The following is a 21,559-nucleotide window of genomic DNA, read 5'->3' on the forward strand; positions in this document are numbered from 1 at the left end:
GCCATGTCACTTCGTTCCGCCAGCGGCGCATCCCGCCGGGACGGCGCCGTGCCCCCGCCCGGCCCGGAGTCGGGTGCGCCGTCCTCGGGTAATAAGCAGCCGGCAGGCAGGAAGCCACAGCGGCGCAGACCCGGCCGCCCGGAGATCAAACAAAAATTCCGGCCACTGGGTAAGCAGCCGCTGGGCCTGCTGTTCAGTGCACCATATGTGATCTTTATTCTTGGCGTACTGGCATACCCGCTGGGTTATGCCGTCTGGATCTCCTTCCATCGGTTCTACTTCACCGCACCCGGCGTGCAGGTGGAACGGCCGTTCGTCGGCATCGAAAATTACATCACGGTGCTTTCCGATCCAGCGGTGCAGCGGTCCTTTTTGAACATTCTGGTGTTCCTGGTGATCAACGTCCCGCTGACCGTGGGCTTGTCCCTGATCCTGGCAAATGCGCTGAACCGCATTACCCGGCTCAAGACGTTCTTCCGGGTCAGCTACTACGTTCCCTATGTCACGGCCAGCGTCGCCGTGATCGGCGTCTGGCTCTTCCTGTTTCAGCAAAACGGGTTGATCAACTCGCTGCTGGGCCCGCTGGCGCCGAACCCGTCCTGGCTGGTCAATTCCTGGCTGGCGATGCCGACGGTGGCGCTGTACGTGACGTGGAAGCAGCTCGGATTCTTCATTCTGCTGTATCTGGCGGCACTGCAGAACATTCCGGAGGAACTCTACGAATCCGCGTCAGTGGACGGCGGCAACAAATGGGTGCAGTTCTGGAACATCACGGTGCCCGGGGTCCGCTCCGCCAGCGTCCTGGTGACCCTGCTGGCGACCATTACCGGTGCCAATCTCTTTACCGAGCCCTATTTGCTCACCGGCGGCGGCGGGCCCGATGGTGCCTCAAGTTCCCCGGTGTTCCTGATGTACCAGAAGGGCATTCTGCAGGGGAATCCGGACGTGGCGGCGGCGCTGGGCGTGGTGCTGGTCATCGGCGTTTTGCTGATTGCCCTGATCCAGAACCGGCTCGTCGGCGGCAAAAGCGGGGAGGAATAACATGTCGATCACAGCGAAAAAAGCGTCGGTGGAAAAACGCCGGAATCTGAGCGTGGGCAGTTTCTTCCTGCTGGCCCTCGGTGCCTTCGTGTTCCTCTTCCCCTTCTATTACATGCTGATCGGCTCGCTGCAGACCTCCCCGGACACCTCCGTGGGCGGGGCGTTCCCGGAGCCGGGCAACATCACGGGCGAAAACTACGTCAACATCAACGGCTCCATTAATCTGTTCAAAGGGCTGCTGAATTCCGGCATCTTTACCGGTGGTGTCATCCTGGCCACGGTGGTTTTCGGCTTACTGGTGGGTTACGCGCTGGCGCAGATGCAGTTCCGCGGCCGCGGCGTGGTGTTTGGCATGATGCTGCTGGTGCAGATGATCCCATTCCAGCTGCTGCTCATCCCGCTGTATGTGATGATCGTCCGGGACTACGGCCTGGGCGATAACTATCTGGGCATGATCCTGCCGTTCGCGATCAATTCCACCGCCGTTTTTGTGTTCCGGCAGTATTTCATGCAGCTGCCGTCCACGCTTTTCGAGGCGGCACGGATCGACGGCGCCAGCGAACTTCGGATCCTGTGGCAGGTGGCCATCCCATTGGTCCGCCCGGCCATTGTCACCGCGATTCTGCTGACCTTTATTGGTCCATGGAACGAGTTCCTGTGGCCGTTCCTGGTTACCAAGGACCAGGCACTGCAGCCCCTGGCGGTGTCGCTTGCTAACTACATCTCCAACATTGCAGCCACGGCGTCCAACCCGTTTGGCGCCATTCTGGCCGGCGCCTGCGTCCTCGCGGCGCCCGCCGTCGTGCTCTTCATCTTCTTCCAGCGTCAATTCATCTCCACCAATCTCGGATCCAGCGTAAAGGGCTAATCAGCATGAGTTCCTCACAATCAGCGTTGCCGGCAGTCCCCTTCAAGCTGACCCGCGCCGGCGTAATTATGACTCCGCAGGACGGTAACGAATTCGAGACAGCCGGCGTGCTCAACCCTGCCAGCGGGCGCACCCGTGAGGGCGAGCTGTATTTGCTGCCCAGGCTGGTGGCGGCCGGCAACGTTTCCCGCGTCGGCCTGGCCAAGGTGATCATGGACGACGACGGCGTTCCCGCTTCCGTGGAGCGCGAAGGTATTGTGCTGGCACCGGATGAGGGCTGGGAACGGGGCCTGCAGAACGCCGGCACCGAGGACCCGCGCGTCACATGGGTTCCTGCGCTGGACAGGCATCTGATGACCTACGTGGCATATGGGCCGTTGGGACCGCGGCTGGCGTTCGCCTGGTCAGAGGACCTACGTACTTGGCACCGGCTGGGTCCGTGTTTTTTTGAGTATCAGGCAGATTTGTCCATGGATCTGAACCTGTTTCCGAACAAGGATGCCGTCTTCTTTCCGGAACCGGTCAACGACCCCGACGGTGTCCCGTCCTACGCGATGCTGCATCGGCCGATGTGGGACCTGGGCTGGGTCCGCGACGGCGAGGGGGAGCACCTGCCCGCCGGTCTGGCGGATAACCGGCCGGGCATCTGGATCTCCTACGTTCCGGTGGCTGAGGTGGAGCGGGATTTCCGCAATCTGGTGCATATGGCTAAGCACCGGCTGGTTGCGTTGAGCGAATTCCCGTTCGAGGAACTGAAGATCGGCGCCGGCCCGGCGCCTTTAAGGGTCGACGAGGGCTGGCTGCTGATCCACCACGGCGTTTCCGGGGAAATGGCGAAGTCGGACTTCGCCCTCCAGCAGAAGGTCAACTATGCAGCGGCCGCCATGATCCTGGACGCCCATGACCCGTCCACGGTGATCGCCCGCAGCGCTGAGCCGCTGCTGGCGCCGGAAACGGCGGATGAAAAGTCAGGGATTGTGCCGAATGTGGTCTTTCCCACCGCCATCGAAGAGGTGGATGGCCAGCTCTTCGTCTTCTACGGCATGGCCGACTCCAAGATCGGAGTCGCCAGGCTTGACCGCATCTGACCCGCCGTCCGCCGTCCGCCGTCCGCAGGCAGACTCACTACTTAGTATCCTTCTCAGGAGGCCGACATGGTCCGCATAGCCACTATTCCACGACGATTCATCAGACCGGTGGCTATCGTCGCCGCTTTGTCGATGCTGCTGCTCGGGGCGGGAACGGCCGCCGCGACGCCCCCGGCACCCCAGTTGACGGCCGCGTCACCGGTAACTGCGCCGCCGTCGTCCGTCCCGTTGACCAACCTGGCCCATCTGAATTTTCTGCTGGACACGGTCCCGCTGAAACCCGTGAGCGGGCACACCACGTACCAGTTGGAGCAGCAGCCATCCGCGCAGGCGCCGTGGACATATGCCAACAAGAACACCGACGACAGCTACACGCGGCTGGGAGGCGGTTCCCTTGACGATGCCACCAAGTACTGGAGCCAGGGGGCCTTCAATGCCGACGATATTGCCCGCACGGCCGTTGTCTACCTGCGGCACTGGCAGCAGACCGGCGATGCCGACAGCCGGGAGCACGCCTTCCAGACGCTGCGCTCACTGACGTATCTGCAGACCACAACCGGCCCGAACGCCGGCAATGTGGTGCTCTGGCAGCAGGCCGACGGCACGCTGAACCCGAGCGCCAAGCCGGTGGAACTGCCCGATCCTTCCGATTCGGCCGAGTCCTACTGGCTGGCCCGGACGGTCTGGGCCCTCGGCGAAGGGTACGCGGCGTTCAAATCGGTGGATCCGCAGTTCGCCGCGTTCCTGGCCGACCGGCTGCACTTGGCTTTGGCTTCCCTAAATCGGCAGTCGCTGGCGGAGTACGGGCACTTCGATGTAGCCGATGGCGTGCAGGTACCGGCGTGGCTGATCACCGGGGGCGCGGACGCTTCCGGGGAAGCGGTACTGGGTCTCGCCGCGTACGTCACGGCCGCTCCCGGGGATGACGGCGCCAGCACGGCGTTGCGCGAACTGACTGAAGGCATCGCGGGGATGTCCTCAGGCTCCGTTAGGCAGTGGCCGTTTGGCGCCATCCTGCCCTCGGTCACTTCCCAAACGCTATGGCATGCGTGGGGCGGCATGGCCCCAGCCGCCATCGCGACGGCGGCCCCTGTGCTGCACCGGCCGGATCTGCTCACCGCGGCGGTCAGGGACTCCGCGCAGTTCACACCGCAGCTGCTGGCTGCCGGTGGTCCGGACAATGCGTGGAGCCCGACGCCGGGAGAGGCGCAGATTGCCTACGGCGTGGATTCGCGCGTGGAGTCTCTGGTGGCGACGGCAAAGGCCGCTAATGCGCCCGGGCTGCTGGACGTGGCGGCGGTTACGGCGGCCTGGTTTTTCGGCGCCAACCCCAATGGTGCCCCGGCCTATAACCCGGCCACCGGTACCGCTATTGACGGCATCGAAACCGACGGCCGGATCAACCCGAACTCCGGCGCCGAATCCACCATTCATACGCTCCTGAGCATGCTCACCCTCGACGCAAACCCGTCGCTGAAGGCAAAGACCCTTGCCATCACTAAGACCGTCAGTACCCGAGGTCTTAGTGTGGTGGAGGCAGAAGCGGGCAGTATTGCCGGCGGAACTGTGGTGAGACCGGTCTCCGTCTGGACCGGGGAGGCAAATATATCCGGTGGCGCATATGTCGCGTTGACGGCCGGTGGCACTGTTTCCATTCCCGTTCCAGCTGACAACCAGGCCCGTAACGTCTACCCGATCGTCAACCGCAGCATCGCCCCGGCGGGAGATACGTCGTGGACTTCCGGCCGGACCGTGCTCGGCACAACCCCCAACGGCTGCGCCGGAGCCCAGGGAGTTACCGGCGCGGCGGGAATCCTCTACCCGTTCGCGCTGGCTTCGTCGCTGCCGGCTGGAAAACCCGCCGTCGTCGTTGGGGGTTCCAGCGGGGCCGCAGCCATTGATGCGCTGCTGCTTCAGCCGGAAATCTCTTCCGTATCCGTCAGCGGACCCGGTGGGGACTCGAGTCTGTATGTCAGTGCATCAGCGCGCACAGCTATCCAGCGTGTTGACCTGCCGAAGGGCTTTAAGCTTCAGCAGCAAGCGTTCGACTCCTCCGGCCGCCCTATCTCCGCCGGACCGAACGGCGACGGTGCCGACCACTCCGGACGGGTCGCGGTGGCGCCCGGTGGATTTACCTGGGTGACGCTGGTAAGAAAGTAGCGCCTCACCCTGCCGGAAAGGGCGCGGCAGGGTGACGTTCAGAGATCCCCGTCCCGAGGCGCTCCTCCCAGAGTTTTCCGAGCACGCAGTGCACAGGGATCCCGTGTTTGAACAAGCTGATAGCGTCCCTGATCCGGAGCTGGCTGCCCGCAGACGGTACCGTCGGTGTGAGTCGGTTCAGCGCTGCCAGTTCAGCCGCTGTGGCCTCCCAGCGCTGGGCGTGCAAGCGGACCTGCCCATCGGCGACGATGTTCTCGGTGGTGGCGGATAATGCTCGGTACAGGTTGGGCATGATGCCGAGGTGTCGGTGCAGGGTTGGGAGAAGCTCCGGGTTGACGTTCAATTGCCGGCACGTCTGCTGCACCATTTGCAGAATATCGGGGGCCAGGGCGTCTGGGGGAGCGGGCGGATCCAGCTCCGCTTCGGCGTTGGCAGGCAAATCCACGGACGTTTTGTGCTCCGCCGGGGAGGAGGCGTCATTCGTCCACTGTTGGGCGTTGGGGTTCTCCAGGTGGTGCTGCATGACCTGGAGTACCACTAGGTTCCTCGGGTTCGACCAGTTGTAGACGTGCAGAATTTCCAGGGCCCGGTGCCGGTCCTTGTCGTCCACCCCGTGCTGGTCCCAGTACTGCGGCGCCAGCGGCGGGAGCAGTGGAACGGGTGTGGCTGCAAGGGACTGCGCCGCAGGGTCCAGAAAAGCCTGGGCCTTGAGTTCCTTAACGATTGAAACGGCCCACGGCAGAGCGTCCGGTATGGTCGCGAGGTGGCGGTAAATGAGGTTTATGGTGCGGACCGGCAGCGCAGCCTTCAAGGCTTGGTAACAGTCCAGCGTTTCTCCTTCGGCCTCGCCTTCCGGGATCTCCGGTAACAAGGTCACGAGGACCGCCGGGCTGCCGCATGGGAGCGCAGGATCGCCCGGGACCGTTCGACGATTGGTTCGTCCACCATTTGTCCGTCGAATTCAACGGCTCCAATTCCAGCTGCAACAGCTGCGTCGAATTCCGAGAGCATCCGCTGTGCCCGGTCAACCTCCTCGGCGGTTGGCGAGAATCCCTCGTTGACGATGGGCACCTGGCTGGGATGGATACAGCTTGCGCCAACAAATCCCTGCTGCCGGGACGCTGTGACCACGTTCCGAAAGGCGCCTTGGTCCCGATAATTGGCAATGGAGCCCACCAGCCCCAGCGGCAACACCCCGGCGGCACGGGCGGCCAGCACGGTCATCTGGTTTGCCACCAGTTGCAGCTGCGGGTCCGGCGGGATCCCGGTGGAGGCGGCGAAGTCCTCCGAGCCCAGAGTCAGGGCCACGATCCGGGGTGAGGCAGCTGCGATCTCCTGCAACCGCCAAAAACCGGCCGCCGTCTCCACCATGGCGATGAACCGCACCGAACCGGAGGCCATCCCGGCAGCGGCCTCGATCTCGGTGACCACCTCGTCGATCATCCGCACGTGGTCCGCACTGGCTATTTTCGGCAGGGCCAGGGCGCGCACACCGGGCCGGACGGCAAATTCGAGGTCGCGCACCGCCATCCGCCACGGCCGGTTGATCCGCACCACAACATCCATCCCGCGCCCGGCCAACAAATCGACGGCCGCGGGCAGGGCCTGCCGTGCCTGGTCCTTTTCGCCGGGCGGAATGCTGTCCTCGATATCCAGCTGGATGGCGTCAGCCCCGCGGGTATGGGCCTTGTCCACAAATCGCCGCGAGGTGACCGGCACGTAGAGCAGGGACCGCCAGTTGATGTTGTCCGCAATTGACGTGGTATTCATCCGAACACTCCCTGTTTTTGCAGTTCTTCCCAGCGTTCGTGCGGCAGCAGTTCCTGCAGGATCTCCCTGCTGTGCTGCCCCAGCCCGGGGGCAGCAGCCGCAACGCTGCCCGGGGTTCCGTTGAGCCGCGGTACCACGTCGTGCATCGGAACCGAACCCATACCCTCCGGGCCCGGTCCGTCGATTACTACGCCGCGGGTCTTGAAATACTCGCTTTCCATGAGGTCGCCGATGTCCATTACCGGGGCAGCGGTTACACCGGCGGTGCGCATCGCAGAGAGGGTTTCATCGAGATTGTGAGCGCCGAAGTAATCCCCGAGAATGGCGTCCAGCTCCAGGACATGAGCCAGCCGGGCTGTGTTGTCCCGGAAGCGGAGGTCATCCACCAGCTCGGGCCGGCCGATCGTGCGAAAGATCCGTTCGGTCATCATCTGGGTAGAACCGGACAGAGCCAGCCACTGCCCGTCGGCGGTGGCATAAACATTGCGGGGGGCGGAGGAGGATGACCGGCTTCCGCTGCGCTGTGGCGCATCACCGGTGAGCCGGTAGGTGCCGGCCTGTGGGCCGAGCACCGAAAACAGCGGTTCGAAAAGGGACAGGTCGATGACTTGGCCCGGCCCACCCGCCTCGGCGTGCCGCACGGCCGCCAGTACGGAGAAGGCACCGTAGGTTCCGGCCACCATGTCAGCCAGTGCCCCCGGTGGCAGCACCGGTTCCCGGTCAGGAAAACCATTCATCGCCGCCAGCCCGGACATCGCCTCGATCAAGGTGCCAAATCCAGGTTCCTGCGACATCGAGCCGGTCTGTCCCCAACCCGAGATCCGGACCACCACTAGTTTGGGATTGCGCTCGTGCAGGGTCTCCGGGGACAGTCCCAGACGCTCCAGGTTTCCCGGCCGGAAACTTTCCACCAGAACGTCGGATTCCCCGGCCAGCCGAAGCAGCAGCTCTCTGGCCTGTTCGTTCTTCAGATCCAAAGCGATGCTGCGCTTGTTCCGGCCGTAGACCTTCCAGTACACCTCGCTGCCCTGCACCACCCAATTGCGCAGCGTGTCGCCGTGGCCAGGTTGCTCCACCTTAATCACGTCAGCGCCAAAATCCCCCAGCAGCATGGTCAGCTGATTTCCGGCGACCAACCTGGAGAGGTCCAGCACCCGGATGCCGGCCAGCGGGCCGCTCACAGCCCGTCCTCGACGTCGCTGGCCAGCCGTGATGGCGGGATGTCTTCAGCAAAGACGAACAACCCATCCTCCGGAACAATCAGCCACACCTGCTGTTCGTCGAGTTTGTGCTCACCCTCGGCGAAGATGAGCTGACCTGCTGCCATCAGCTCGAACTCGTAGCGGGCGCCCACGTAGGACGCCTTCTTCAAGTCCGCGGGAATGGCGTTGACGGAGATCGCCGGGACATCATCGCGCGGTTGGCTCACCTTCACCAGCTCGGACCGGACGCCAATTGTCACGTGCGTCCCTGCGGCGAACGCCGTAGCCGACGTGACCCGCAGTGTGCCTTCACCGTCGACCAGATCCACCACCAGGGTTCCCGCACCGGTCTCCAGCACTTTCGCCCGGAAAAAGCTGCACCTGCCAATGAAATCCGCCACAGCCAGACAATTCGGGTGATCGTAGATCTCGTTCGGCGTGCCCACCTGCAGCATCTTCCCCTCACCCATCACAGCCAGCCGGTCCGACAGTGACAGGGCCTCCAGCTGGTCGTGCGTGACATAGATCGTGGTGATACCAACGCTCTGCTGCAGTTCCTTCAGCCAGGCGCGGGCGCGGTCCCGAAGCTTCGCGTCCAGATTGGACAACGGTTCATCCAGCAGCAGGACGCTCGGCGAATACACCAGCGCCCGGGCCAGCGCGACACGCTGCTGTTGCCCGCCGGAGAGCTCGTGCGGGTAGCGCTTGCGGTAGGGCAGCAGGCCTACCTGGTTCAGCGCATCGCCAATGCGCCGGTTCTGCTCGGCCTTGGACGCCTTGCGGATCTTCAGCGGCATAGCCAGATTGTCTTCCACCGTCATGTGCGGCCACAGGGCGTAAGACTGGAACACCATACCCAGGTTGCGTTCCTCCGGGGTGAGGAAGCGGTGTTTTGCCGCATCGACAAAAATCTCCGGGCCTACCCGGATGATCCCTTTCGTGGGTGTCTCCAGCCCCGCGATGGTGGACAACGTCGTCGTCTTCCCGCAGCCGCTGGGGCCCAGCAGCGTAAAGAACTCCCCATCGTTGACGGTGAACGTGACGTCGTCAACAGCGGTTTGGCCGTTGAATTCGACGGATAATCCTTCAACGATCAGATCAGGCATATGAACTCACCTTGAGTACCTTTCCGGCAATGATGACGAAGACCGCGGTGATCGCAATCTGGATGCATGACAGTGCCGCCACCGCTCCGCTGTTGCCGTTGAGCCACAGCTGCAAGGTGGTGGTGCCGATGACCTGGGAATCGGCGTTGGCCAAGAACACCGCCGGGGTGTACTCCTTGAACATCTGCACGAACAACAGCACCAGCGCGGAGAACATTGCCGGTACGATCAGCTTGAACAGGATCCGGCTGAAGGTCCGCCACCAGTCGGCTCCCAAGGTGCGGGCGGCGTCGTCGAGCTCCTCGCCGATCTGCATCACCAGCGGGGCGATGGCGCCGAACGCTGCCGGCATGGATCGGGTACCGAACGCGATAATCAGCGCCAGCAGCGTGCCGTTCACAGCGTTCAGGGGCCCGATTAGGGCAAAGGCCCAAAAGAAGCCGATGCCGATGATCAGCCCGGGAATGACCTGCGGCGTCAGGGTCCCGAACTCGAGCACCTTGTTGAACCGGAACGTCGAGCGCCGGGCCACCAGCACCACCACCGAGACGAACAAGGTGGTCACGACGGCGCCGACCAGGGCGATGAACAGTGAGTTCCGGATGGACGCGGTGTAGGCCGGGTAATCGAACACCAGGGTGAAGTTGTCCAGCGTCAGCAGCGTCATTGGGTTCACCAGCGGGGTCAGCAGCTGAGTGAAGGCCCGCAGCAGCAGCCCGAGGATTGGCAGCAGCGGGCCGAAAATGATGTAGAGCACGGCGATCACAAACCCCACCCAGCGCAGGGCGCCGAGTTCAAGCAGCCGAGGACGGGAGGCCTTGCCCCGGACAGCGACGAACCGGCGCGCGTTGCGCAGCGAGACGCCCTGGATGACGATCAGGATGGCCATGACCCCCAGCGTCACCACCGACGCTGCACCGACCAGGCCGTAATCGGGGTTGGCCTGCGCCAGCCCATTAATGTAGATGAAGCTGGAAAACAGATTGATGCCGGCCGGCCGGCCGAGCAGCAGCGGAATGCTGAGCTCCTCGATCGAGGTGCTAAAGATCAGTAGGGCCGAATACAGGATCGCGGGTCGCACCATCGGCAGCACCACCGACCAGAGGATCCGAAGCGGCCGGGCACCGCAGGTCCGCGCTGCCGCCTCCAGCGAGGGGTCCGCGAGCTTGAGCGCACCGGAACAGTACAGGAACCCGATTGGCACCAGCGTGACGGCCTCGGCCAAAGCCATCCCGGGGATTGAATACAGGTTCCACGGCACCACGCCCAGCAGATTTTCGACGGCAATACTGACGAATCCGGCCGGTCCGTACATCAGGATGAAGCCGAACGCCATCACAAGAGGGGAAATGTAGATCGGCCAGAGCAGCAATGATCCCAGCGCCCGGCCGCCGGGCATCCGCACCCGGACCACCAGCACCGCCAGCAGCAGCGAGAGCACGACCGCAAAGACGGTGGTCAGGGCGGCGAAGTACAGACTGTCCAGCACCACTTTGCCAAAGCCTGCCGTGGTGAACAGCTTGACGTAGTTCTCCGGCGTCAGCAGGCCGCCCTCTGCGTAGAGCGGCCGGTCGATCAGTGACTGGTAGAGGGTGGGCAGCAGCGGGGCCAGGACCAAGGCAATGGCCGCGATGAAGATGGCATACTGGATCCACGTCGCTTTGCCGTGTCCGAACAGCCGTCGGTATTTGGGCGGCGGCAGTTCCTCGGTGCGCCTTGGCTGTGCTTTTGTCTCGGTGGTCACGCCCGCCGCCCCTGTTTCCCGGGGACGGCGGCCCGCAGCATGGAAGGCCACATGCTATTTCCCCATGCCGGATTTCCACTTGGCTTTGAATTCCTTGGCCTGTGCATCGGTGATCGGATCGTAGCCAACCGTGACGATCTTGTCCTTGCCTCCCACCTTCTTCACGATGGAGTTGTAGTTGCGCGGCGCCTCCTCGTCCGTGATATCGCTGCGGTACGGTGTGAATCCACCGTTGTACACCGCGATCTGACCACTGTGCGAGAGCAGGAAGTCCAGCATGAGCTTGGCGGCGTTCGGTGTGGGGGAGGTTTTCGGGATCGCCATCCCGCGAAGAAAGATCGGCATCCCGTCGTCAATGTAGCCCCAGCCAAGGATGGCGCCGGTCTTTTCGGCCTGCGGGATGACCACGGTGGAGGACAGGAAGAAGCCGGCCAGGTATTCGCCGGAGTTAATCTTCTCCACCATCGGCCCGGAGGACTGCTCCGCGCGGACAAAGGGCAGCAGCTTGTCCAGCGTGTCCCAGGAATCCGGGCGGGCATTGGCCCAGCTGTATTCGATGGCATAACCGAAGCTGTTCTCCACGTCGTAGGTGGTGATCTTGTTCTTGAACTTGCCCGGGTCGCTCTCCACCAGCTTGACCAGCGAGGCCAGCCCCGTGGGGTACTGCTCCTTCTTGAGCAGCGTTTTGTTGTAGCCCATCAGGATCGGGTCGGCGGAGAAGGTGTACAAACCCGGCAGCGGGTGGCCGAAATCGGGAAGTTTGTCCGTTTCCGGGGACTTGTAGTCGGAGGCGGACTTCTTGTTGATGAAATCTATCCAGCTGGTGGGATCACCGGAGACCATCAGCGCAGCCGGCGAGGTGCCGCTGGCGGACTCGGCGTAATACTTCTGAAAGACCTCGGCACTGTCGAGGTTGTTCGTCGAAACCGTCATCCAGGGGTACAGCTTGGTGAAGGCGTCGGAGATCGGCTTCCAGTTGTACTCGGCCATATTCGAGTAGATGGTGAGTTTCTTTTCCGCCTTCGACCCCTCGACTATCGAGTCGTAGTCGGAGGGGTAGTAGGAGGGTCGGGACTCCACCGGAACGGTCCCCTTTGCGTCGGAGGACCCGGAGGACCCGGAGGAGCTCCCGCAGCCGCTCAACGCGCCTATGCCAGCCAGCGAGGTCCCCGCCAGCAGGGCACCGCGCATGAAAATGCGCCGGTCAAATGCTGCCTGGATATCCGAGATGCTTCTCTTGCGTGCCGATTCCTCAATCATCAGGTTGCCTTTCGCTGCGGTCGTTCTGGCTGTGGTTGTACCAACGGTGCTTGCGGTGGGGACTTGGGGTGGTGCCAGCTGGAATGTGGAGTTATTGCCGGAGGCCCGACGGCGTCTGATTAGCCGGGCGGTGCCGTCCCCCCTGCGGTCTGGCCGACGACGGCGCCCGCTGGCCGTCGTCGTCGGACTTGGCGTGGGCCAACTGCCGAAGTCCGGGCGTCATGACCGGGGAGAGGGAGGGACGCGGGCGATCCGCGCGGGCGTCCTGCCCGATTGCTCCGGCTGCATCTCATGCACTGCTTCTCCCGCCTCACCTGCCGTCATTGGAAGGTGATCTACAGGAGAGACTTGTCCCTATTTTATAAAAAGTCAACGATTTAGTATCAAAAAAATAGACAGCGCTCCATCCCGACCTAGGCTATTGCCATGGCACTTGAACCGATGGTCGTCCGCACGAAGAGCGAGGCTGCCTACGCTGCGCTGCGCGAGGCGATCCTTGACCAGCGGCTGGCTCCGGGACAACGGGTGACTTTGACCAGCCTCGCCTCGGAGCTGGGCATGAGCCTGACCCCGGTCCGGGAGGCGCTGCGGCTGCTGGCTACGCAGGGACTGGTGCGTCAGGACGCGAACCGCGGAACCTGGATCACCGAGTACTCACCGGCCCGCGCCGAGGAGGTCTATCAGCTCCGCCTGCTGCTGGAGCCCTACGCCATGCAGCTGGTCGCGGTGGAGAGCACTGATCAGGACCTGGCCGACATCGACGCAGCGCTCGCCGACTTTGATCGGGCCTGTGCCGAGGAACGCTACAGCGAGCTGCCGGAGCTCAACGCCGCGCTGCACCGGCGTATCTACAGCGCCGCCAGAGCCGGTGTGCTGCTGGGTTTTATTGACCGGCTCTGGCAGAGCATTCCTTATCAATCCATGAACGTGATCAGCCATCACGACAGGTCCGCCGAGGATCATCACCAGATCGTTGCTGCCCTGCACCGGCGGGACGGTGCCGGAGCTGCGCGGGCGCTCCGGAATCATATTGAGCATGCGCACGCCGAGACCAGCCATCGCATGGAACGCTCTTCGGAAAACACCGGTTCCACCCCGCCAGCTGCCCGCGCGGGCAATCGACCGAAATGAGGATATTCAATGTCAAAGGTGACAATTGTCGGTGCAGGAGCCATGGGCTCTGTCTACGCCGGGCTCATGCAGGACGCAGGGCACGAGGTACATGGGGTTACGCACTGGCCCGACCATGCCGCCGCCGTCACCAAAAACGGTCTGCGGGTCCATGGCGCCAGCGGCGACCGCACCGTCCGGCTCGCATCTATGACGACGACGACGGACGGCATCGGACGCTCGGACCTGGTCGTCATTGCGACCAAAGCCTTCGACGTCGAAGCCGCAGCATTATCTGCCCGTTCCCTGATCGGTCCGCACACCGTGGTGCAGACCATCCAGAACGGACTTGGTTCCGCGGACCGGGTCGCGTCCGTGCTGGGCGCTGATCGGCTGGCCGTCGGCGTGGTCGGTGGCTTCGGGGCCTCCGTACCCACCCCCGGAACCGTGCACCACAATGGTATGGAAATGGTCCGGTTCGGCAGTTATTCGACCCTGCCCCGCGCGGAGCTGGCCGCGTCGGCCGAGGTCTGGACCTCGGCTGGATTCCAGGTCAGGCTCTTTGACGACATTGCGCAGATGGTGTGGGAAAAGCTCATTATGAACGTGGCCTTTTCCGGCACGTGCGCCCTGACTGAACTGACTATTGGAGGTGTGATCGCGGACCGGAACGCCTGGCAGGTGGCATCGGAATGTTCGCGCGAAGCCGTGGCAGTGGCGCAGGCCGCGGGCATCACTCTCGACGTCGGCGACCCTATTGAGCACGTACGCACCTTGGGCGGCAGGATTCCGCACGCCCGACCCTCCATGCTTATCGACGCTTCACTGCGTCGACGCGGCGAAGTCGACGCCATCAATGGCGCCATCTGTGCGCGGGGGAAGGAACTCGGTGTTCCCACACCGGCGAACGATACGGTGGTGGCGCTCGTCAAGGCGCGCGAGGCGGCGTACCTCTAACGCCAGTGGGGAACCAGAATGTCCACGTTCCGGCCCGCGGCACCAAGTCAGCGCAGGAGCCGCTCCAGCGCCCAATCCCAGCGGATGAGTTCCTGTTCCAGCCGGACGGCCGGGCCGTATTCATTGCTTCCCAGCGCCTTGTAGACGGCGGATTCGGCCTCGGTCAGCCGGGTCAGCGTGGCCCGCGAGGGGGAGGGCTCGTGTCCCCAGGCGTCGCGGTGGGCCAGCAGCGTCTCCTTGTCCATCAGGAGACTGACCACGTGTGGATGCACCGCCCGCAGCTGGTCCAAAATGCGGAAGCCGTGAGTGTCCAGGTCTCCCCAGTAGAGGATTCCGCAGTGCCTAAGCCATTGCGCTTCCCGCAGGGCCGAGAAGCCGTAGCCGCGGCCAAAGAGGGCAAGCGTCCCGGGGCGTTCGGGCAGGGCCAGGAAGTTCACCAGGTTTTCCGTGATTATGACGGTGTGCACGGGCAGGCGGAGGGAGGCGAAAGCGTCGGCCGTGACGGTAATGTCCCGCGCACTGCCCAGGGCGGGCATGCCGGGGTCCAGGACGCGGAAGCGGACCTGCTCGGGCGGATGCAGGAACCCGTGGCGGTCGGCGAAACGTGCTGCCGGGGTCCGCGCGGCTGAGTCTTCGAGGAGGGCATTTCCCGCGGGTTCGCAGGTCAGACCTGCACCGGTCAAATCTTCGTCGATAGCTTGCTCGCCGGTCACGTCTTCCCGCGCCCCGGTCACGTCTTCCCGCGTCCCGGCGTCCCCTTCCACCGCGTCAGCCCTCGCCAGCGCTGCGGCCATGTCATCGATGGTCCGGCGGTGCGTTTCGATGAATTTGGTGTGCACGCCGGGGAGGCTGAGCTGGCGGACGTAGATGCCGGGCGCGGGGTTGTCCCGCAGCCAGCGGGCGGCGCGGGCGGCAGTCAGCGCCGCGCCGTCGAGCTCCAGCAGCTGCAGCGGGCGCTTGGCACCCCAGCTGGCCAGCCCAGGATCGAGTTCGGTGAGCTCCGCAGCCAGTTTCCGGAACCGTACGGCGTCCTGGGTCCTGCCGGCGAAGGCGATTTCGTCCTCGACGGTGGCGAAGACAGCGGCGGAGGGGAGTGTGTTGGGCCCGATGGTGGTGCGCCCGGCCTCCGTGGTTTCCAGAGAAAATTTCCGGGCCGCGGCGAACAGCTCGGCGGCCCAAGTGCGGGCAGCGGGGTAGTCATTGCGCAGTTCGGTGGCCGTGGGCCGTTTCAGTGGGCGACGACGGGGATAGGCTCCGGTGGGCTCCACCAGTTCGCGCAGCAGTTGGCCTCGGTCCCAGGAACCCTCGGACAGGGCGCGCAGCCGGGCCACGGTGGTCCAGGAGTGCCGGGGTTCAGCCCGCATGTATGTCCTGCGCGGCATGTACGTCCCGGTCCGCCCGCTTGTCCCGCTCGGCACGGTATTCCTGGATGGTCATATTCCGCAGCTGGGAATCATTGCCGTTGGGATTGGCCACGAAGCCGACATGGGAGACGAACGGCTCAATTACGTGGATTTTCTGCAGCGGCGTGACGATCAGCAGCTGCAGCTTCATCCGCTGGAAGAGCTCCAGACCGTATCTGGCGGATTCGTCGGATCCGCGGCCAAAGGCCTCGTCAATGACCACGAAGCGGAAGCTGCGGCCGTTGTCCACAGCCCGTCCGGCGCCAGCCCGTCCGGCACTAGGCCGTCCGGCACCGGACCTCTTGCCCGCGCCGAGCCCGAATTGGAAGGCCAGAGCAGCGGCCAGGATGGTGTACGCCAGTTTCTCCTTCTGGCCCCCGGATTTGCCGCCGGAATCGGTGAAGTGCTCGTATTCCTCGCCGGTTTCCGTCCACTTCTCCGAGGCGGAGAAGGTGAACCAGTTGCGCACGTCCGTGACCTTGGCGGTCCACCTCTCGTCCAGGGTGGTGAAGCCGTCGCGCCCGCGGAACCGTTCGATCAGCCGTTCCACCTGCAGGTATTTCTGTTCCGAGTACTGGTCGTCGTCCCCGATGGTCCCTTCCGAACAGGCCCGCAGATCGATGCCGAACTGGCGCACATCAAGGTCCGTGGTGTTCTGGTGCTCCAGCTGGATGTGCCGGCCCGGGTTGTACTCGATGCCGGCCAAGGAGACATTGATTTCGCCGATCCGGTTCACGATGTCCTGCCGCCGGCTGTCCAGGAAGGCGTTGAAGGCCACCACCTCGTGGATGGTGTTCTGGTTCAGTGACTCCTTGAAGTGCGCCTCGAAACGGGGCAGATCGTTGCTGACCAGCTCTGCCAGGAGTCTGTTGAAGTCGCCGGCGGATTCCAGCGACGCGTCGATTTCCGTCGTTTCGTTCGGGTATTTGTTCCGGAAATCGGCCATTTGCCGCACCGTGCTCTCCGCTGCCCGGGCGATGCGTTTGGTCAGCGCATCGATGGTTTCCGTCAGCCCGGTCCGCACAGTACTCTCCACCGTTGCGGTGTTCCGATACGTGAGCGGCTTGCCGGTGAGTTCAGCGGCAGCAAGCCTGGCGACGGCGGCCAGCACGCCGCCGTCCTCCGTCAGGGGACTCGAGGCGAGGACCGTACGGCATTCCTCGATTGCCTCGGCAATGTCTTTGCCGTCTTTTTCGTTGGCGCCCAGGCGCTGCTGGATTTTCCCGGTCTGCTCTTCCAGCCGTCCCAGCCGGAGCAGGGTATCCGCTTCCTTGGCCGTCAGCTGTGCCAGGATATCGCTGGCGGATTCAAGCTGACGTTTTTCCTCCTTGAGTTCCTCGATGCGGCGGGCCGTGAGCTGCCAGCCGATCTCGTCGAAGTCCGCGACGGAGCGCAGGCTGCCGAGCTGCTGATTCGCCCGGCCAAGCTTCCCCAGCGACGCGTCCACCGTGGCCAGCTGCGCATCCGTGCCGGCCAGCTGGCCGGTGACATCGTCGAGTTCCGCGTGGAAGCGGCTGACCTTGTCGTGATTGTCCCAGCCGAGCACGAAGTTTTTGCGGTCCGCCAGGTCCTTGCGGTCATCCTTCTCATGCCTGCCGCGGCCGCCCTTGAGCTGGCCGTTGGCCGTCAGCGCCTTGGGATGACGGCGGAAATCCTCCATACTGGCGGCGCAGAAGTGGTCAAAGCGGCCGGAGAGTTCGTCGAGCAGGAAGTCGCGGAACGGCGTGCCTGCCTTAATGGCAATCTTGGCGGCGAGGGTTCCCGGCGCGGCGGCCTTGGGCGAGTAGGTGTCCTGGATCCGCAGATAGACCAGCCGGCCGCGCAGGTTGTTGCCGTCCACCCAGTTGCTGACGGCCGCGTAGTGCTCGTCCGGAACCAGCAGGGACAGGGCGAAGCCGCGCAGAGTTCGTTCCGCGGCGCCCTCCCACAGGGACTCGCCGTCGCGCACGCGCAGCAGCTCGCCGGCGTACGGTAGAGCGCTTTCGGTGATGCCGGTGCCCTCGGACAGCCGATGGCGGAGCTCCAGTTGGGCCCGGGGGAGCAGATTGGTTCGGGCCTGCAGGCTGGTCAGGTCCGCCGTAAGCTCCGCTGCCCGTCCGGCCAGTTCCGCCCGGGTGACGGTCAGAGCGGTGCGGCTGCCGTGCAGTTTTGCCGTTTGGCCGCCCAGGTCCGCCTCCACCGCCTCCAGCCGTGCGCGGTTGGCGTCGAAGACGACACGGTTTTCGGGTGCCTGCAGGCCCAGTTCCGCGGCCGCCGAGGCGTAGGTTTCGAAGCGCTGCCGCTGCGTCCGGGATTCACCGGCAAGCCGCGCCACCTCGGCGGAGATGGCCTCCAGCCGGCCACCGCCGTTGCTGCGGATGTCCTCCTGAATAGCGGAGAGTTCATGCCGCAGCGCGGTGATGTCCGTGGTCAGCTTATTGCTGTCCGCTTCCAGCCGGTGGCCGGTGCGTTCCAGCTCGCCCTGGTGTTCGCGGCTTAGCGCCAGCCTGCGGTCGGTAAACCAAGGATGCAGCTGGTCCCGCTGTGCACGGGCCAGCTCGTCCTCGGCGCTCAGCCGGGCGTGGGTTGCGGCGCCGTCTTGGATGGGCGTCAAAAGCGTGATCTGGTGCTTCGCGCGCAGCACCGCGTCGTGTGCCTTCTTCAGGTCATCGAAGTGGTGGATCAGGGTACGGATCCGGCTGCCGGCGTCGTCGTCCTGGAGCATATTGGTGCGCACAAAGGAGGTGATGTTCTCCACCTGCTTCATCGACACCGTGCGGTGGAACAGGTCCATGGCCTGGTTCCCGCTAATGCCAAACTGCCGTTTGAACGCGGCGGCATAGGGGTCGAAGGAATCATGGACGGATACGCCCTGGGCCCGCAGCTTCTTCTTGAGCCTGGCCGGATCCTTGCCGAAGTGCGAAAAATCCGCCACGATGGACTGATTTGTTTCGGCGAGGGAGTAGAAGCGGTTCGGCTGGCCCGCCTCCTGCGTTGCCCAAAGGGTGATGGCCAGCGTGACGGACTTGCCCAGGACAGCGTTATGGAAGACGCCCAGGACCACGCTCAGCGCGCCGGTTCCGCGCAGCGCGACCGGCTTGGAGTGCTCGCCGCCGGTGCCGCGGGTGCTCTTGTGGAAGCCGCGCACGTAGGACATCAGGCTGCGTTCCTTCTTCTGCGCGCCCGCGGCCTTGTTGTACTCGATACGGTTCGCCGGCAGCAGCAGTGTGGTGATGGCGTCCACCACTGTCGATTTCCCCGAACCGATGTCCCCGGTCAGCAGACTGTTGTCGCCCTCCAGCCGGAACACGCGCACTCCCTCGTGGAACGTACCCCAGTTCAGCAGTTCCAAACGGTGCAGTCGGAACCCCGGCTGTATGCCGCCGTCGTCCGGTAAATTCTCGGGCTCTTCAAGGGTGAAGAGGCTGTCCTGCAGCTCGGTGGTCATCGGCCGTGTACCTCCATGGTCCCGTTGGTGGCAGTGTCATTGGTGGCAGTGTCGTCGGGAGCGGTGTCAGTGTCGGCGGTCTGCGACGGGGTTTCGGGTGGACTTTCTCCCACGGCTGGACTTTCTCCCACGGCACCGCCGAGCGATGCCCGGTAGTCCGCCAGCCGGGCGTCAAACTCTTCGAGCCACTGCGCATCCACGTAGGCCTTGAGGATGCGCGCCACCTCGTATGTGCCAAGCTGTCCGCGCAGTTTCCGCAGGAAGCCCAGCTCCGCCACCTTTTTGATGTTGGTGCCGAGCTGGTCAAGAATGCGGGCCTCATTGCTCGCTTCCGGAAGGAAAACCGCGACCATATCCGCAATCTCCTGTTCGGTCATGATCAGCCGCAGTTCGCTGCTGTTCGTGTCGAATTCAAGCATCCGCCCGCGCAGCAGCGCCAGCAGCAGGCTGACGTTGAAGGTCAGCTGGCGGCGCGGAATCAGCCGGGGCAGCGTGCCGTCCGCATCCTCGCGGGACCGCAGGAACGCGTATCCCTCCGACTCATCCAGGATCAGGTCTAAACCCAGCACCGCAACGTAGTCCCGGACCTGGGAGAGAAGCCCCAGCAGCGACTGCCACAGCTTCTCGTCGGCCTCGGCGTAGACCACTCCCTTGAACAGCCGTGTGACGACGACGGGAAGTTCCTCGGGCGTGCGGGTACCCTGCTCGGTGTTTCCGTGTTGCCCGGTGCTGCTCATGCGGGCCTTCCAAACACGATCTGGTCAACGGTGGCTTCCCGGATGCTGCCATCCGGCAGGGTCCAGGACAATTGCTGCACGGTTTCGGGGTCGATGCTGGCCCAGTCCGAATCCGTGGCCAGCTGGTAGTAGGCCACGATTTCGGCCAGGCCCTGGGACAGCGGATGTGCGGAGGTGATTTCCCCGAGGGTCGCCTGGCCCGCGTCGGCAAGGACATCGTTGATGTAGGCCTGGAGCCGTTCCGGGTCCACGTGGAACTGGCTGAACAACGCGCCCGCGTCCACGTCGGCGTCGTCGGCGGTCACAACATCGTCGTCCACCACGGTGCGCCGGCTCGGCTCATACAGCGGGCGCTCAAACGGCAACGCGACTTCCACCGTTGGCGCCGGGAGTTCGGTGAACACGCCGGCCGGCGTCTGCATGCGCAAGGCAAGGGCGCCGGATTCGATGCTCCGTACCAGCTGCATGATCCGCTTGTTTTCCAGGAACACCTTGTCATCCAACAGGCGGCGCATCTGTGCGGACAGCTGCCGGACGGTACCCTGGGTCTGTTCCACGGCCGGCAGCCAATCCTGATGCAGCGTGGTTACCGCCTGCAGGTTCTCCACACCGGCGAGGGCCTCGATTTTAGTGGCGCGTTCCAACAGATCCCGCAGCTCTGTGCGAAGCTGCGGGGACATGAGGTAATCCCAGAAACCCTGAAACGTGCGGCCCTGCAGCGAACTGTTAATGTCCTGCTGATTGGCGAAGATGGACGCCAGCAGCTCGCCCTGGCTGCCGTTCCAGGTGGCAATCTGTTCCCGGACCTGGCGGTCCAGCCTGCGGAAGTTCTGCTCCACCTCACGGAAGTCCGAGAGCAGGTCCTTGGCCAGTGTGGTCAACTGCTGGAAGTGGTCCAGGGCCTCCGGGGCGCTCATCACGCGAACGTTGCCGCTGCGGATCCGTTCCATCTCCGCGTCGATGCCGTCGCGCTGGCGTGCCAGCTCGGCAAGGCGCACCTCCGGGTCCGTCTCGGACTGCTGGACCAGGGTCTTGAGCACCGCAAAGATGCTGGTGAGGCGTGACTGGGTGGCCACGAAGTCACGGCCGCGCAGGCTCTCCACCCACCGGACCACGTCCTCGGACGCGGCGGTGAGGTCATAGCGCGGCTCATCCTGACCGGGCAGATAATATTTTCGCAGCCACGCCCGCTCCGGTGCCGCCCAGTCGTCCAGATACTCCGACGCCGGGCGGGGAAACCGGTCCTCGCCGAAGGAGTCACGGAGGCCAAACAGCAGGTCGTCGAGGACATCGATCAGCTGCTGGCGGCCGATGTTGCGCTGGTTCGGCCCGGTGAAGGCCGTCATAAAAAGACACACCGCCAGCGGCGCGTTTTGGGCGCGGAGCAGGGACCACCCGGCGTGGTTTTCACGCAGCGCATTTATCGCGTAGTAGTCCATTTTGTTCCTCCGCTGCGGCCGCCCGGTTCCCGGCTCTGTGCCTGCTTCCATGCTAATGGACACCCGCTGCGGCACCGCGGTCACCATGGCCGCACCCGCAAAGACCGTCGCACCCGCTGTAGCAGCCCCGTCCGTCTGAAACGGGTGTGGCCATCAAGGACGACGCGTCGGACCTTGCCGAGATTCTGGCGATCCAGCAGGACATAGCCTCGTTGCATGAAGGGTGAGGTCTACCGGCTGCCTGCGC

Annotated in this window: 16 protein-coding genes; 6 read left to right on the forward strand and 10 right to left on the reverse strand. The window is 64.1% G+C overall.

The genetic code is table 11. The features are described from left to right. Nucleotides 1-3: 3 nt before the first annotated feature. The 4 genes from IV500_RS03920 to IV500_RS03935 all read left to right on the forward strand — a co-directional run bounded on the left by IV500_RS03920 (nucleotide 4) and on the right by IV500_RS03935 (nucleotide 5,157). On the forward strand, nucleotides 4-1,041 hold the full coding sequence (locus IV500_RS03920) for a carbohydrate ABC transporter permease (RefSeq protein ID WP_196395507.1): 1,038 nt from the start codon (nucleotides 4-6) through the stop codon (nucleotides 1,039-1,041). Between the two features lies 1 nt (nucleotide 1,042). After that, nucleotides 1,043-1,909, forward strand: coding sequence for a carbohydrate ABC transporter permease (locus tag IV500_RS03925; protein WP_196395508.1), 867 nt, complete (start codon nucleotides 1,043-1,045; stop codon nucleotides 1,907-1,909). A gap of 5 nt (nucleotides 1,910-1,914) precedes the next feature. Then, on the forward strand, nucleotides 1,915-2,997 hold the full coding sequence (locus IV500_RS03930; protein WP_196395509.1) for a glycoside hydrolase family 130 protein: 1,083 nt from the start codon (nucleotides 1,915-1,917) through the stop codon (nucleotides 2,995-2,997). 66 nt (nucleotides 2,998-3,063) lie between these two features. Further along, on the forward strand, nucleotides 3,064-5,157 hold the full coding sequence (locus IV500_RS03935) for a hypothetical protein (RefSeq protein ID WP_196395510.1): 2,094 nt from the start codon (nucleotides 3,064-3,066) through the stop codon (nucleotides 5,155-5,157). Nucleotides 5,158-5,161: 4 nt separating this feature from the next. Here the strand turns inward: IV500_RS03935 and IV500_RS03940 are convergent, their stop codons facing one another. The 6 genes from IV500_RS03940 to IV500_RS03965 are packed head-to-tail and all read right to left on the reverse strand — an operon-like array spanning nucleotide 5,162 to nucleotide 12,239. Next, entirely contained in the window at nucleotides 5,162-6,034 is an 873-nt protein-coding gene (locus IV500_RS03940) for a hypothetical protein (RefSeq protein ID WP_196395511.1), read from the reverse strand. Continuing rightward, entirely contained in the window at nucleotides 6,031-6,927 is an 897-nt protein-coding gene (locus IV500_RS03945; RefSeq protein ID WP_196395512.1) for an HpcH/HpaI aldolase/citrate lyase family protein, read from the reverse strand. Before IV500_RS03945 ends, IV500_RS03940 begins: the two co-directional genes overlap by 4 nt. Beyond that, entirely contained in the window at nucleotides 6,924-8,108 is a 1,185-nt protein-coding gene (locus IV500_RS03950; RefSeq protein ID WP_312875822.1) for a CaiB/BaiF CoA transferase family protein, read from the reverse strand. The genes IV500_RS03945 and IV500_RS03950 overlap by 4 nt, the downstream gene beginning before the upstream one ends. Then, nucleotides 8,105-9,235, reverse strand: a complete 1,131-nt coding sequence (locus IV500_RS03955) for an ABC transporter ATP-binding protein (RefSeq protein WP_196395513.1) — start codon at nucleotides 9,233-9,235, stop codon at nucleotides 8,105-8,107. Before IV500_RS03955 ends, IV500_RS03950 begins: the two co-directional genes overlap by 4 nt. Then, nucleotides 9,228-10,979, reverse strand: coding sequence for an ABC transporter permease (locus tag IV500_RS03960; RefSeq protein WP_312875823.1), 1,752 nt, complete (start codon nucleotides 10,977-10,979; stop codon nucleotides 9,228-9,230). Before IV500_RS03960 ends, IV500_RS03955 begins: the two co-directional genes overlap by 8 nt. Nucleotides 10,980-11,033: 54 nt before the next feature. Further along, nucleotides 11,034-12,239 carry an ABC transporter substrate-binding protein gene (locus tag IV500_RS03965; RefSeq protein WP_196395514.1) on the reverse strand — a complete coding sequence of 402 codons (1,206 nt, stop codon included), beginning with the start codon at nucleotides 12,237-12,239 and terminating at the stop codon, nucleotides 11,034-11,036. A gap of 426 nt (nucleotides 12,240-12,665) precedes the next feature. Here IV500_RS03965 and IV500_RS03970 point away from each other — a divergent pair, with 426 nt between their 5' ends. Both IV500_RS03970 and IV500_RS03975 read left to right on the forward strand, forming a co-directional pair. Then, complete coding sequence (locus IV500_RS03970) at nucleotides 12,666-13,370, forward strand: GntR family transcriptional regulator (RefSeq protein WP_196395515.1); 705 nt, start codon at nucleotides 12,666-12,668, stop codon at nucleotides 13,368-13,370. A 9-nt stretch (nucleotides 13,371-13,379) separates the two neighbouring features. Next, nucleotides 13,380-14,306: a ketopantoate reductase family protein gene (locus IV500_RS03975; RefSeq protein ID WP_196395516.1), complete on the forward strand. Its 927-nt coding sequence runs from the start codon at nucleotides 13,380-13,382 to the stop codon at nucleotides 14,304-14,306. A 47-nt stretch (nucleotides 14,307-14,353) separates the two neighbouring features. Here IV500_RS03975 and IV500_RS03980 read toward each other — a convergent pair whose 3' ends face one another. From IV500_RS03980 to IV500_RS03995, 4 genes are read right to left on the reverse strand one after another with little or no spacing between them, the layout of a single operon-like run. Then, on the reverse strand, nucleotides 14,354-15,670 hold the full coding sequence (locus IV500_RS03980) for a Wadjet anti-phage system protein JetD domain-containing protein (RefSeq protein ID WP_196395517.1): 1,317 nt from the start codon (nucleotides 15,668-15,670) through the stop codon (nucleotides 14,354-14,356). Further along, on the reverse strand, nucleotides 15,660-19,136 hold the full coding sequence (locus tag IV500_RS03985) for an ATP-binding protein (RefSeq protein ID WP_196395518.1): 3,477 nt from the start codon (nucleotides 19,134-19,136) through the stop codon (nucleotides 15,660-15,662). Before IV500_RS03985 ends, IV500_RS03980 begins: the two co-directional genes overlap by 11 nt. Further along, complete coding sequence (locus IV500_RS03990; protein WP_196395519.1) at nucleotides 19,133-19,873, reverse strand: DUF4194 domain-containing protein; 741 nt, start codon at nucleotides 19,871-19,873, stop codon at nucleotides 19,133-19,135. The genes IV500_RS03985 and IV500_RS03990 overlap by 4 nt, the downstream gene beginning before the upstream one ends. Continuing rightward, on the reverse strand, nucleotides 19,870-21,312 hold the full coding sequence (locus IV500_RS03995) for a DUF3375 domain-containing protein (RefSeq protein WP_196395520.1): 1,443 nt from the start codon (nucleotides 21,310-21,312) through the stop codon (nucleotides 19,870-19,872). Before IV500_RS03995 ends, IV500_RS03990 begins: the two co-directional genes overlap by 4 nt. Nucleotides 21,313-21,559 lie beyond the last annotated feature (247 nt).

Source organism: Arthrobacter terrae, from assembly GCF_015708085.1.
In the GTDB taxonomy this organism is placed as follows: Bacteria; Actinomycetota; Actinomycetes; order Actinomycetales; family Micrococcaceae; genus Arthrobacter_M; species Arthrobacter_M terrae.